This window comes from Bacillus sp. JK74 (assembly GCF_053663395.1).
On record NZ_JBSJQB010000002.1, the window covers coordinates 516,647 to 532,376 of the forward strand.

2 protein-coding genes are annotated in these 15,730 nt (G+C 44.3%); both read right to left on the minus strand.

Going from position 1 to position 15,730, the window contains the following annotated elements:
* Positions 1 to 16 precede the first annotated feature (16 nt).
* Positions 17 to 7,018, minus strand: a complete 7,002-nt coding sequence (locus ACWJJ5_RS07045; RefSeq protein ID WP_454022302.1) for an SDR family NAD(P)-dependent oxidoreductase — start codon at positions 7,016 to 7,018, stop codon at positions 17 to 19.
* Positions 7,011 to 15,716, minus strand: coding sequence for an SDR family NAD(P)-dependent oxidoreductase (locus ACWJJ5_RS07050; RefSeq protein ID WP_454022303.1), 8,706 nt, complete (start codon positions 15,714 to 15,716; stop codon positions 7,011 to 7,013). The genes ACWJJ5_RS07045 and ACWJJ5_RS07050 overlap by 8 nt, the downstream gene beginning before the upstream one ends.
* Between the last annotated feature and the right edge of the window lie 14 nt (positions 15,717 to 15,730).

Consider the following 15,730-nt stretch of genomic DNA (forward strand, 5'->3'; position numbering starts at 1 on the left):
ATTCCTTTTCTTTTCTTTATAATTCTTTGAAATCAAGTAAAGGAATCTGCAATTCTGACTCTTCCTTTTCTGGAGTTTCTCCATTGTCGATCCAGCATTGTTCCTTATTGAATATAACCGGAGAAAGCGGGTGTCTTTTTGTCTCTCCATATCCTAACGTGAGATGGCTGTCGCTCAATATCATATGTGCGTTCGTGCCCCCGAATCCAAAAGAACTGATTCCGGCTCTCAAAACCCCTTTTCTGGGACGCCATTCTTTTAAAGACGTGTTCGGAAAGAATGGCGACTGATCAAATTTAAAACGCGGATTTGGCGTTTTACAATGTAATGTCGGCGGGAGCATCTGATTTTTTATGGATAAGGCAACCTTTATAATACTCGCTATCCCCGCTGCGCTCATTAAATGTCCGAAATTCGTTTTTACGCTGCCTACTCCGCAAAATTGCGTTTCTTCCGTAACCTCCCGGAACACTTCAGTCAGCGCTTTTAATTCAATCGGATCTCCTATCATCGTACCGGTGCCATGCGTTTCGACATAACTGAGAGTATCTGCATCAATTCCGCCTTTTTTCAGGGCTTTTTTTATCACTGCGCTTTGCGCTTTCGGATTAGGTGTTGTCATCCCCATTGTCTGTCCGTCATTATTAACCGCGGAGGAGTCAATTACCGCGTAAATTCTGTCACCTTCGGCAAGGGCGTCATCAAGTCTTTTCAAAAGGACTGCGCCGCATCCTTCTCCCGGTACAAATCCATCTGCCTTTTCATCAAATGTATGACATTTTCCTTCGGGTGAAAGCGCCCGAGCCTCACTCAGCATGACGTAAGGCTTTTGATCCAGCAAAATGTCAACCCCGCCCGCAATCGCCATATCTGACTCTTTTGACATCAGGCTTTGACAAGCGAGATGGACGCTGACCAATGAGGAAGAACATGCCGTGTCTACAACCAGATTCGGTCCTTTCAGATTAAAAAAATGTGAGATATGCGCGCCTATGAAATTTTGTCCTATACCCACGATCGTATTTTTTGAAGGTGAACCTATTTTGGACATAAACGTCCCGGTCCGCGAACCGATAAAGACGCCGACTTCTTTGTTTGATACTTCTTCTTTTGTATAGCCGCCGTCTCTCAATGTCTGGACGCTGACCTCAAGGCATTTTTTGATTAACGGATCAAGCTCTGATGCTTCACTTTTGTTCATATTAAAAAACGCGGGATCGAAAGACTCAATATCTTGAAGAAATCCGCCCCACTTACTGATACTTTTTCCTTTTTCATAGGTGTCAGAGTAGTATGAAGAAATATCCCATCGCGACGCCGGGACTTCACGGACACTATTTTGTCCTTTCTTCAAATTTCTCCAGAACGTTTCTGTGTCCGGAGCATCCGGAAACTCACAGCCCATTCCGATAATAGCGATTTGGTTCAGACTGGTTTGTTGCATTTGAGATCCGCTGTCCCGTACTTCGGGAGCATTTTGATTTATATGTTGCTCTTTTTTCCGACCCTCAATGTTTTCTGAATCAATTTGAGGACTGATCCCCTCACTTGCAAATAACTCGTTCAAATAGACGCCCAGTTGTGAAAAACTCGGATACTCCAGAAAAGCTGAAGGTTCAATTTTTATTTGAAATGCATCTTCCGCTTTTTTGACAAGCTGAACCAGTAAGATTGAATCAACTCCGTAATCCGCAAAAGACGTATCCTGATCTAAATTCCCGTAAGGTATTTTCAGCTCCGTGGAAAAAATCTCCATTAACTTCCTGATCATAGCTTCATTGTCTCCATGACCAGAGATCACTTTTTCCTCAGCATCCGGGTTATTTTTAGCAGCTTGAATTCTTGTCTGAAGCAGCTGCTGCAGCTTGAATTTCTCCGGATGTGTCTTTGCCGGTATAAGGCATGGATATCCGTTTATCGTCCTGATTTCATCCAGCATGGAAATACCTGTTTCTGTTGAGTGTGAAAGTAAACCGAGTGCCTGATATGATGGACTTGTCACCTCGCCCATTCCAATGTCCTTCCAGCTCGGCCAGTTAATGGATTGATAATATGTTCTGCCGGCTGCATGCTGATACGCCGCAAAGTAATCCATAAAAGCGTTCGCCGCGGCATAGTCACTTGTTCCGGCGCCTAATAAAGGAAAAGCGCTCGCAACAGATGAAAACAAAATGAAGAAATCAAGTTCGTCATCAATAAAAATGTCATGAAGTACCTGCATCCCCTGCACCTTTGGCTCAAATACTTCTCTTATTTCTTTATCAGATTTATGAATAAAAGCCGGATTCGAATGATTGGCTGCACCAGCGCAATGAATCACCCCGCCGATTTTGCCGAACTTCATTCGCACCTCTGAAAAGAAGCGATGTAATTTTTCTTTTTCCGTGAGCGGCCCGGAATACACTTCCACCTGAACTCCCTTTTGATCCAACTCATGCAGCAGTTGTAATTTCGAATAAAGAGGTGACTTTTCATCGGTGTCTTCTAACATGCCGGCTATTTTATCAGATTCCGGAAGGTCGGTTACTCCCATCAGCACAAGTTTTTTGACTCCCTTGCCGGTATAATGTCTGGCAAGTTCTGCCCCGATCCCTCTTGTTCCCCCTGTAATAACCAAGGTTTGATCCGTACGGCAGACCGGCAGACCGGATAGTTTCCGGTTTATTTCCGCTGCATGTAATTTCTCGACGTATGGAATATAACGTTCACCGTTCCGGTAGCAGATTTCACTATACAGCCCGTCAGCGCAAGCTTCATCTGTGATTACCTGTCTCAGTTCCGCCGCAGTCCCGACATGCCCGTCTACATCTATTGTTTTTGATTTTATCTTTTGATACTCCGCGCTCAGCATTTTATATAGTCCGGCTGTTTCGGCTCCGGCTAACGACGGCTTGTCATTCAGAAATGTCTGCAGCCCTCTTGTCACATGTAAAACGAAAAGCTGTTTACGTGTCTTTATGATTTCCTGCAGCAGTGTCAGCTTCCCGATTGTGCCGGTGCGTGCCCCGTTTTGATTACTCCGCAAATCTGACAGGTCAATCATGCCGATGATTTCCGGATTTTCTTCTATGACTGCTAGAACCGTTTTTTTGGCTTCCCCATCCGATTGATCCCAGTTATCTGCGCAAATGACAGCGGATTCAATCAGAGGATCTGAATCAAACAATTCGAATGCAAGCCGCTCACTTTCACTATTAGCCAGGATCATCACCTGTCCTTTCGTAAAAGCGGAAGGCGCAGCCTTTTGTTTTTTCCACGATTTTTTTAATACATCAAATGATAAGTCAGTCGGTGCATGGGGCAGACTCTGCGGTACACCTGTTTTTTTCTGTTTCTGTGCTGCTTTTGCGGCAGGCACCCAATATCTGTTCCGTTCAAAAGGATATGCAGGAAGAGAGATAAGCTTCGGTAATTCCGCAGTGTACATCTCTTCCCATTCAACGTCTCCTCCGTTCACCCAGTGAATGGCCATTTCTCTTGCATTTTCAAAGTGAGCGGCTGACAGGGCATCCTTTTGACCAGAGCCTCGGCGGGCCTTTCCCCTATATAAACCGTTTAACTTATGATCTGACCGCAAATACATCGTCAGCTTATTGCGAAGATCGTCAATGCTGCTAACCTCAACAGCGAGCCGCTCTTCCATAGCGTTTCTCCCGGTCTGCGAGGTGTACGCGGCATCAGCTAGTGACGTTTTTGGCTCCAGTTCTTTTATATATGCATCAATCAAGAGTCTGAGCCGTTCTTCATTTTTGGCAGAAAGCAGAATAATTTGCGCCTTGTTGCTCTGTACCGTTTCCATCTTTTCTTCATTCTTATACTCTTCGATGATAATGTGGGCATTAGATCCTCCAGCGCCGAACGAACTGATGCCCGACCTTCTTGCTTGATTTTGCGGCGTCTTCCAATCAGTCAGTTCAGACTGCACGTAAAACGGTGTTTCCTCAAAATCAATATTAGGATTTAAGTTATCGGAATGAAGGGAAGGAGCAAGCTGTTTATACTTCATTTGCATCAGCACTTTTGTGATAGAAGCAATTCCAGCCGCGGCCTCTAGGTGTCCGATATTTGACTTAACCGAACCAATTGCACAACGATAATCGCTTTTCGAGCTGTGCAAAGCTTTGGTTAAACCTGAAATTTCAATCGGGTCTCCCAAAGATGTCCCGGTGCCATGCGCTTCAATATAACTTATGCTGTCTGCATCAATCCCCGCCTTATCAAGAGTTTCACTGATGACGTTTGCCTGCTCGCCCGGATTTGGCACAGTGTATCCGTTTGTTTTCCCGCCGTGATTTACAGATGTTCCCTTAATCACACCGTAAATCCTGTCCCCGTCAGCCTTTGCGGCAGAAAGCGATTTCAAAAGAACGGCCCCGACTCCTTCTCCCGGCACATATCCGTCTCCTCCCGCTCCAAAGCTTCTGCAGCGCCCATCGCTTGAAACAAAATGATTTTGAGAAAGTAAAGTATATTTATCCGGGTGTAAGGATAAATTCACTCCTCCGGCTATGGCGAGGGTGGATTCTCCCCTTTTTAAACTTTCACATGCAAAATGAACAGCAGAAAGTGAAGAAGAACACATTGTATCAATTGCAAGGCTGGGTCCGTGCAGGTCAAAGAAATATGACACCCGGTTTGCGATAGACGAATAAGAAGACAAGAGCGCCTGACGCCCCTCATCATCTGAAGCACCGGCTGCAAATAACTGATAGTGGCTGTAGGTGACGCCGACAAATACCCCTGTCTTATGCCGTTTCAACTTTTTCTTTGTGTAACCCGCATCTTCAAACGTGTGCCATGCTGTCTCTAAAAATAACCGTTCCTGAGGATCAATTAACTCGGCATCACGAGGCGAAATTGAGAAGAACAGCGGATCGAATTTATCAGCGTCTTTTATAAAACCTCCCCATTTGCTGTCATGACGGGCATTGTCACCTGTGTGATAATATTTCCGAAAATCCCAGCGCTCTTTCGGTATTTCCGTTATACAATCTTTTCCGGAAGAAATATTTTCCCAAAACTGTTCCACATCCTTTGCCATCGGGTAGCGGCCGGCTATACCGATAATTGCAATATCTTCCTCGGAAGGTGCGGATGGTATGCGGGAAACGGAAAGCTTCTCCCGTTTCGCCGGCGCCGAATGATCAATTCGCTGTTCGGCTGCCGGTAAAAACGCCTTCTTCAACTCATGTTGATAGTGTTCAAGAAAATACTCTGACAGCTCTTCAACACTGCTGTATTCAAAGAAAAGAGTCTTAGACACTCTTCCAAAATACTTTTCCAGACGGGAGTTAAGACCTAAAATCGTTAGAGAATCAATTCCGTAACGGTCAAATGTATCCTCGGGTAAAATGCTGTCCGCCGGTCTTCCCGTTTCCGCACCGACAATCTCTGTCAATAGACGGACCGTTTGCTTTTTCAGATCTTTTTCATTTAATTGCGGCAGACTGTTGTTTTCAGGCACAGTCTCTATCTTTTTATGGTCAGTTGAAAGTAATTCACTTATTCTATCTTTGTCTCCGCTGATAACAGCCAGCTGAGAAGCAGAACGGCTCATACTGTCCTGAAAAGCGGCAAGCCCTGCTTGGGCAGATAAAAGTTCCAGCCCCGTGTGTCTTAAAGCCTGCAGCTCTGCCGGACCAACTGTCATATTCCCCGCATCCCATAAAGGCCAATTAATAGAGAGTGTTTTCCCGGGACGTCCTTTCATGCTTCGATACTGGGTGAATCCGTCCATACATCCGTTAGCGAAGGCGTAGTCGCTCTGACCCGCATTAGGCAGAACGGCCGAAAGGGATGAAAACATAACGAAGAAATCAAGAGGCTCTTCTTCAGCTGCTTTATCCAGCCAAACGGTTCCGAATACTTTAGGCGCTATAACTTCTTCTATGCTTTCTTTCGCTTTTTTTATGATAAATGCATCCTTAACAAGTCCGGCACTGTGCAAAATTCCGTTTAATTCTCCGAATGTCTGCTTAATGTGCTTAATTAACGCGTCCGCCTCTTTTTCCTTTGAAATATCTGCCGGGACATATAAGGCTTCAGCGCCGAGATTTTCAAGAGCGCTCAATTTTTGCGCCGTTTCACGGGATGCCGGGGAACGCCCGGTTAATACCAGCTTGACTTCTGCCTGTTTCGCCAGATATTCCGCAAACAGATACCCGAGACCGCCGGCTCCTCCCGTAATTAAATACACACCGTTCTTTTTTACACTGAAACTATGTTTCTCCCCATCTTCTTTTTTTACTCTTTTAAGCTGCCTTTTATAATAATGCCTCGGCTCATAACAGGTAAAGTGGTCCGTCTTGCATTGATTGTTCCATTCAAAAGAGATGACATCTGCAATATGCTGCTTTGTAAACGGCTCGTCAAACATTGATTTCAGCTCTGCAGCCTTACATGTGAAATTCGGGTTTTCGGCCTGTACGGTCTTAAGAAAACTTTCAACCGCGTTATAAATGGGCTGAACCTCGCCCTCGGCATTTTCATACAGATACAAAATTTCTGCTTTCGGACAAAGTTTGTTCGCCATGAAGGCCTGAAACATTTGAAACAAGGAAAAAAGACTTTTATTGAGCTGCTTTCTCATTGCATCTTCTGTATTTTTGAAGAGCCCGGCAGCTAAAAAATGAATAATATGGCGGGGTCTTATATTTTGAGAACGCAAAACCCCGCATAACGCATCATAATCCTCATCTTTTGCAAAGTTCATTTTAAAACGACCGTTCCGGCAATCTTCGAAACGCTCGCCGGAAGTCACGTAAATGAAAGGCGCCTCATAACCTTCAAGCTGTCTCTTCATTACGGTATACATGCTGTCGTCTTTGCAAAAAAATAAAATTGGCTCTTTCGTATTCGGGAATTTTTCACTGCCTTTAAATTCATGTCTATCCCATACCATTTCATATAGATGGGTTTTCCCCAAGCTCTTAATTAATTCCAGCCCTTCTTCACGCGTCAGGCTGCCTTCTTTCACCTTTTTCACGATTTGCTCAATTTGCATCGTTTTTTCATTCATGGAAAAGCAACTCCTCTATCAGCTCTGACGTCTCTTTCGTATTCATCTCACCTGTTTGTGCTTTTTCAAGAAGCGACATGATTTCTCCATCTGCTGTATCTTTATTTGAGTTGTGAAGCTCAGTGTTCGAGAAAGCCTCAGCCTTCTGCGCTTCATCTTTATTTAAATGAATCCAATGTCTGTTCTTGCTGAAAGGATAAAGAGGAAGAGGCCGTTTAACCGGTTTGAGTTCCTCCTCATACAAGTCTTCCCAGCTGATTTCACAACCGATCGTCCACAACTGAGCCAGTTTGGCCGGCTTGTTTTGCTGAATCAGTGATTGAACATATGCATGACCTTCGGGGCCGCCGAATAAAGGAGCGTACAGACTATCAAAATCCGTTACATTTCCTTCATAAACACCTTGCAGCCTGCTCCCCTGAATGTAACCGTTTAATTTTTCAAGAAGATCTCCGATATTCGAGCAAGTGATCGCAAGGCGGCATTCAAATGGTTCCCTTCCGGTTTGCAGCGTATATGCTATTTCTTCAAGACCGATTCCGGACTTTTCTCTAAAATTGCCGTTATACGGTTTATCAGCTGATCGATTCCGCACGCTGCTGATATAGCGGCACAGCTCGCTCAGGGTCATTAATTCCTGAAATATGTCTAGTGATATTTCTGTGCCGTACATTTGGTTTATAAAAGAGATTAATTCGGAATAAGCCAACGGATCAAATCCGAATTCCGAAAGAGGTGTCTTTGCATCTATATTTGCGGTATCTAAACGCAGGATACCCGTTGCCGCTTCCCGAACCGCCTCTTGCACATCACGTTCCTGCACCTCTTGCTGACTGAATTGAACTGATAGTTCTTCATGTAAAAACGCTGTTAACTCTTTGGCTTTAACCATCAGCCTTTCCTTTGTTTTGGCCGATAGAACAATGATTTGATCCCGCTCGGCAGTTACTGCTTTATCTTGTCCGTATTCAAATTCTTCCACGATGACATGAGCATTTGCCCCGCCGAATCCAAAGGAACTGACTCCGGCACGGCGCGGAATTTCATTTCCTTTTCGATCTTTTAATCTGGCCCACTTCATAGTTTTATTGACAATATGAAACGGTGTTCCGCTTAATTGAATGTAAGGGTTCAGTTCCTTGACATGAAGTGTGGCAGGCAATGTTTTATACTTCATGGATAGTAATACTTTAATCAGCCCCGGCATTCCAGAGGCGGGCTCTAAATGACCGATATTCGTTTTTACTGAACCGATGCCGCAATATTGGTCATGATTCTTTCCTGGATGCGGCTCAAAAGATCCAAACGCTTTTTTCAAGCCTTCAATCTCAATCGGATCTCCCAGTTCTGTTCCGGTTCCGTGTGCTTCAATATAAGATATCGTATCAACAGGAATATCGGCATTTTTATAAACAGACGTTAACAGTTCTGCCTGAGCTTCCGGGTTCGGAGCGGTCAATGAAGCAGATCTTCCTCCGTGATTTTCTCCGGTTCCTCTCAGGACTCCGTAAATATTGTCTCTGTCATTCATTGCCGCTTGCAATGGTTTCAATAACAGAACAGCTGCACCTTCACCGCGGACATAACCGTCGGCAAGTTTATCAAACGTCTTACACCGGCCGTCCCTAGACAAAATACCGAGTTTATCGGTATACATATGCGTGACTGGATCTAAAAGCAGCGAAACCCCGCCTGCTACCGCCAGCTCACTTTCACCATTTTGAATCGAGCGCACAGCTCTGTGGATTGCTACAAGACTGCTTGAGCAGGCTGTATCAATGGACTCACTCGGACCTCTGAAATTAAAATAGTGGGATACACGATTGCTGATGAGCGCCTGGCTGTTTCCGGTTCCCGCAAACGCATGCGCCCCGTCCGAATGCCTCATCAGCAGCTGGCGGTAATCATTAAATTGAATGCCCGTAAACACCCCGATATGTTTGCCGGACAGCTTTGAAGCTTTGTAACCCGCATCTTCTATCGCTTTCCAGGTTTCCTGCAAATAAATTCTGTGCTGAGGATCCATGAGTTCTGCTTCCCGCGGATTAATATTGAAAAACGCCTCATCAAATTTATCGGCATCTGTGATAAATCCGCCCCATTTCGAATGTACTTCGCTGCTTCCTTTGCCTTCGGCGTATTTTTTCCAATCCCATCGATCCGGGGGAATTTCCTGAATCGAATCTTTTTCATTGATTAAATTGATCCAAAACTCATCTGCATTTTTTGCTCCCGGAAAAACACAACTCATCCCGATAATGGCAACCGGCTGCTTCTCCGGATGATGGTCAGCCTGTCTTGCTGTCTTTTTTTCAAACGGAAAACTTCGCGGCGGCTTCACGGTTTTCCCTGCGGTTTTCCCGGCGTGCACTTTCCTTTTTTCAGAAATGTTTTTTTCTGCATCTGTATTCCCTTTTGCAACAGTACGCAGTTCACTGTTTAGAAATTCCGAAAGAGACTTTATATGGCTGTAAGTAAAGAAAACGGCAGGTGTCAGCTTAAGCTTGTATTTTTTATTCAGTCGGACAGCTAATGTTTTCAAACTGATAGAATCAAAGCCGAGATTGCCGAAATTCTCTGCCGTATCCAGCTGTTCAATGTTAATTTTCAATAATTCCGATACCATTTGCTTCAGTTCTTCAAGGACATTGTCTGCAGAATCCGGTCCTGTATAAGAACTTTCCTCTTGACGAGCCGGAAGTGTATTTACTTTTTGATGCGGCAGATCTTTTTTTGCTGGTGTTGTTCCGGCATCCCCGGTAACAACCGAAATTTGCGGACAGTCACATGCCAAAATCGTCTCAAAAGCCGCTATCCCTTCTTCCGTTTCCAAATAATCAAACCCGGATGCGGAAAGATATGCGTCTTCAGCTTCTTTGTTTAAATGCATTCCGCCTTTACGCCACAACGGCCAGTTAATCGAAATGCTCTTGCCTTGTCTCTCTTGCCGGCGGCTCTGTTCGGATCTCCAATTTATATATTGATCTTGAAAATAATTGCCCAACGCATAGTTAACCTGTCCAAAATCTCCGAAGACCGAAGAAATAGAAGAAAATACGATAAAGAAATCAAGCGGCTCATCTTTCGTTAATTCATCTAAGCATACCGTTCCTTCAATTTTAGCAGTCATGCCTTCCGTAAAATCAGTCAGATTCATCTCTGTAAATAACCGATCATCGGCATGACCAGCTGAATGAATAACGCCTTGAAGGGAGCCCCAAGTCCGTTTCGTTTCTTCTATGACCCGTCCCATCGTCTTTTGATCTGCGGCATCAGCTTGATAATATACCGCATCCCCTCCAAGCGCCTGCAGCCGGTCAATGTTATGGCGTTTATCAGCTGTTAACGGTGACCTTCCCGTCAATACCAATTTTGCTTGATACTGAGAGGCTAAATATTTTGCGAAAATCAGGCCCAGACCGCCCAAACCGCCCGTTATGAGGTAAATCCCTTTCTGTTTCAGCTGATGAGAGTGCTCTGTATGATTGAATACATACTCCTTTAATGTCTTAACATACCTCTTGTCATTTATATATTTAACTTCTTCCGCCTGCCGTTCCACGCCTGAAACCATTTCGTTAAGACAAAATTCAGCCATTTTTTCAATTGATATACGTTCTGAAAAACCGATTGACTTCACATTCTCTGCGGATGGCACCAACATATTTGCCGTTTTTAAACAGCCTGCAAGAGCGCCCGTATACGGATCATTCACGCCTTTTTTAAAAGAGTGAACAAGAAGCAGAGAATGAAGATAAAGAGAGGCGTCACTGCGGGCGCTCAGGGCTTTTAATAAATAAAAAATTGATTCCAGGCCGCTGAGAAGGCGGTCACCCGCGTAAAATGTTTCTCCCGTGTGCAAGATGACATCAGGAGAAAACCCTTTTTTCTCCAATTCTTCGAATAAACGAATATAATCTGACGTCACTTCCGGGTTTATACAGAATGTCAGCAGATTTTGATCGGTCTGCCGCTGATCCGGCGTGACGAGAATGACACGGCTGTCTGATTGATTTTTCAGAGCTCCAGCCAATGCTTCATCTTTTGCAAAAACCAGAATTGTTTTTGGCTCCCTATCTTTCATTTCAATCAGAGGGTTTTTTTGATCCCACTTATGCTCATAAAAACGTACATTTTTATTAGGCTTTTCGCCAAAAACCAGCCCGCTCAGTTCCATCAAAATCCCGCCGGCATTGTCTAATACATACACATCATAAGCCGAATCGCTTTCTTCAGTTTGTTCTGCATATACATAAACGGGTTCAGTCTCATGATCAAAAATCGTACATTCTTTAATATTTTCCGGGGTCTCTCCGGCATTTTCCCCCGCAAGGTATACGACGGCTTGATATGCGCTCTCAATCACTTCCGGTTTGATTATGCACCCTTTCGGCCCGGCCTTTGCTTTTATCTTTAAAAGCACCTGTCCGTTCCTGCTGACGCAGTGCTCTGCGGCTTTCAGACTGTCACTGCAGCTGTATCCGAATTCGGCAAGCCGCTGATAAAACGCTTCGTACGGTATACGGTCTGCGCCCTGAGACAGGAACGGCTCAAGATGAATATTTCCGTTCTCGTACGCCCCGCCTTCTAATTCGAGCCGCCCTGAGGAATAAATGGATAAGTCGCTCTGTTTTTCTATAGAATACGATGCACCCTGATTATCCGGGGTTAATACAATCCGGATCTGCTCATTGCTTCCGCTTTGTAACATCGGTTCTCTAAAGGAGAGCTCAGTTAATTTAATAATCGGATTCCCTGAAGCCATCGCTCCGGCAGCTCTCGCCATTTCAATCTGGCTGAGAAACGGAAACATTTCCTTGTCTTGATACTTTGTTTTTATATACAAATCGGTATTGCTTACATTGATAAGAAACTTCTGGGCTTTAAAATCAGATATATTGCATGAAATGTAAGGATGCAGATCGTTATTTACGTTCATCCGGCGGCTTCCCGTATTTTGCGCATCTATTCTGCATAGCTCTTTGGCAAATGGATATCCCGGTGCTGATACCCGTCTCAAAGTGACATCTTTATAAAGTGACGGCCAATCTACTCCGTTACCGCCAACCCAGTATTCAGCAATCTTCACAAGATCCCTGTTTGCGGCTGCTTCTTCAATTTCAGCTTTGTTCATCCTTTGAGCTTCTGTTGTGTCTTTGCCGCTTGTAAAAATATGATCCCTCGCATTTCCGAGAGTATAGTCTGTCAGCCCTTTAAGCAATTCATCTCTTGTGGAGGCGATAACAGCCAATCTGTGCGGCATTTCTTCTCTCCCGGTTTGTAAAGTAAATGCTGTATTTCTAAGTGTTTCTAATGGATAATCTCTGGCTGCTATATGTTTTTTTGCGCGTTTTGCATATTCTGCCAGCCTTTCGGCATTTTTTGCAGAAAAAACAAATAAAAGCTGTTCAGGTTCTTCAGCCGCGAGAGGAGAGGTAGCTTCATCCGCAAATTCTTCTAAAATAACATGGGCATTAGCTCCTCCTGCCCCGAAAGAACTGATTCCGGCACGCCTGGGAACGGATGACTCCCATTTTTCTGCACTGTCCGGTACATAAAAAGGTGTTTTTTGAAACGGTATATTCTCATTCAATTCAGCAGAATGAGTCAGTGACGGAACAATCGTTTTATGCTTCATTTGAAGAATAACTTTCGTAATGCCCGCTATGCCTGCAGCAGCCTCAAGATGTCCGATATTTGATTTAATCGACCCGATCGCGCATGTCTTCTTATCGCGTTCGGCACCTGAAAATGCTTTGGTCAGACCGGTGATTTCAATCGGATCTCCTAACGCGGTGCCTGTTCCGTGAGCCTCTATATAGCTGATGCTTTTTGGATCAATACATCCTTTTTTTAAGGCTCTCGTAATGACCTCACTTTGAGCTTTTGGATTCGGCACAGTATATCCATTCGTCTTAGCACCGTGGTTGATCGCTGTTGCCTTAATAACTGAATAAATCTGATCACCGTCGGCAATAGCCTTTTTTACAGGTTTCAGCAGCACGGCACCTGTCCCTTCTCCCGGCACATAGCCGTCTCCTCCTGAACCGAAGCTTCTGCACCGGCCATCACTGGATAAAAATCCGCCTTGAGTCAGGAGTTCGTATTTATGAGGATGAATGGATAAATTGACGCCTCCTGCAATTGCAATTTCACATTCATTCCTGATTAAACTTTCACAGGCAAAATGAACAGCCGTTAATGATGAGGAACACATCGTGTCCAAAGCAATACTTGGCCCGCTGAAATTAAAGAAGTAGGATACCCGGTTTGCGATTGATGCATATGAGGAAGAAACGGCCGCTTCGTGACCAACGCTGTACAGCTGATATTGGCCGTACATAACCCCTGCAAAAACACCGACGTTTTTTCTTTCAAGCGTTTTCTTTGCGTACCCGGCATCTTCTATGGTGTGCCAAACCGTCTCTAAAAACAGTCTCTCCTGCGGATCAATTAATTCAGCTTCAGCAGGAGAAATATTAAAGAACAACGGATCAAAATGATACACATCGTCAATAAATCCCCCCCATTTGCTTTGGTTTTTTACTTCGTCGCCCGCCGCAGGCTGATAGTGCAGCCCCGAATCCCACCGATCCTCAGGTATCTCAGTTATACAGTCTTTACCGTTCAATAAGTTTTCCCACAGAGTATCAAGATCATTTGCCATCGGGTAACGTCCGCTGATACCGATAATAGCGATATCATTGTCATGATACTTCTCCTGCTGCACCTGATTTTTCATCTGGATTTTCTGTTTCCCGTTAACATCGGCTGTCTGTTTATTATCTTTTTTCTTCTGAGATGGGGTGCTGCTCCCGTTTACTCCTAACCGGAGTTTATGAAGAAGAGTATCCCTGTGCTCCTCAACGAAATACTGTGACAATTCTGCCGCAGTCTGATATTCGAATAACAGCGTTTTTGAGAGCGCGCCGAAATGTTTTTCAAGCTCATTCGTCATATTGATAATCATAACGGAATCAAGTCCGTATTTTTCCAATGCCTCTTCTGCATCTATTTTGTCCGCAGGCATCCTGAATTCTGCAGCAATTATTTTTATGATAAAATCAGATGTTTCAGCTGTCAGTTTCTCTGAATCAAATGATTCGATATTTCTCCCTGTTCCTTCATCTGCCTGAATATTGTCTTTTCGTTCATATAATTGATGAACATGATTGTCAATTTGCTCATCTCCGTAAAATACAGTAAATTGCGAAAAACCGGAGGACAATGCGACTGCAAACGCTTCTTTACCTTCTTCTTTTTCTAAAGGATAAAAACCCGCCTTTTTCATTGTCTCTACCGTTCGCTCATCCACTTGCATGCCGACTTCTTTCCACAGCGGCCAGTTCAGAGAGAGAGAAATCGTATCAGAATGCTGGGCAGAACGCATATTCATGAAATGATCCATATAACTGTTTCCAAACGCGTAATCAGATTGCCCGACATTTCCCAACACTGCGGAAGTAGAGGAGAAGCAAATGAAAAAGTCAGGATTTTCTTTCTCAACAGCATCATTCAGCCACATCGTACCCAATACTTTCGGTCTGATTACCTGATCGAATTCCTCTCGTGACTTGTTAAGAAGGAAAGAGTCCCGGATGATTCCCGCGCCCTGAATGACCCCGTTTACTTTTCCATAAGAAGTTTTGGCTTTTTTGACTACATATTCGGCTTCTTCCTTATTGGTAATATCAGCCTGAACATAAACAGCTGAAGAACCGGCATCCTCCAATCGCCTCAGCTGTTTTCTTATATGGTCTGAAAGCGGAGATCTTCCTGTTAAAACAAGGCAGCATTTTGTTTGAAAAGCCAAATATTCTGCAAAGGTAAATCCTAATCCGCCCGCGCCGCCCGCGATAATATATACTCCATTTTCTCTCAGCGGCACATCTCCGCTTCCGGAATTTTTTTCGGGTTCATACGTTTTGAGGTGTTTGACATAACGCTGCATGTCTTTATAACGGATCTCTACATCTGAAGGCTGGAAATCACTCAGCTCATTGCGTATGATATCAGCTGCGTGAACGGCTGCTATTGACTGCTCCATTTCAATGCTTTTTGCTGAGATTAACGGATTTTCCAGCTGCAATGTCCGCAAAAATCCGCTTGCCGCCGCGTAAAGAGGCTGTTCTCCGGAAAGATGCGAAAAATATCCATATAACAGCTTGATCGGTTTGCGGCAGTTATTTTTGAAGAGCGCCTGTTGTAATAAAAACAAAGAATTGACTCCGCTGTCGCATTGTTCACGAATCGCTTTCTCTGTTTTTTCAAACGGCATGTCTGACCATAAATGCACCGCTTCCCGTATATCTGACTTTTCTTCTTCTATAAGCCATCCTAACAGGTCTATGTAATCTTTTTCAGAGCGGGGGTCGATTTCAAATACACCGTCCCCGGTTTTTCGAAACTCTTTCCCCGGCTTAACCAAAATAACCCTTGTATCATGCAATGCAGCAAGTTCTTTACTCACATCTTCATTTTTATCAAATAATAAAAGGCTGCCCTCACGCCGGCCGCCTTTTACATGAATGCTGAGATCTGTCCGCTGCCAGACCGTCTGATAATATATCGCCTGTCCGTTAACCCCTGCGGAATGAAAACCAAGCTGCTGTATCCGCTTTACTCCTTCTTCCAAAGAAATGTTGCCGCTTTCTATGTCAGAAAGTACTTTTTTTCTAATATGACGGGCTTCTTTCATAAAAATCTTCATCC

Excerpts from the sequence above, each read along its gene's own strand:
- ACWJJ5_RS07045 (WP_454022302.1), bottom strand. The coding sequence starts at position 7,018 with ATGAATGAAAAAACGATGCAAATTGAGCAAATCGTGAAAAAGGTGAAA.
- ACWJJ5_RS07050 (WP_454022303.1), bottom strand. The coding sequence starts at position 15,716 with ATGAAAGAAGCCCGTCATATTAGAAAAAAAGTACTTTCTGACATAGAA.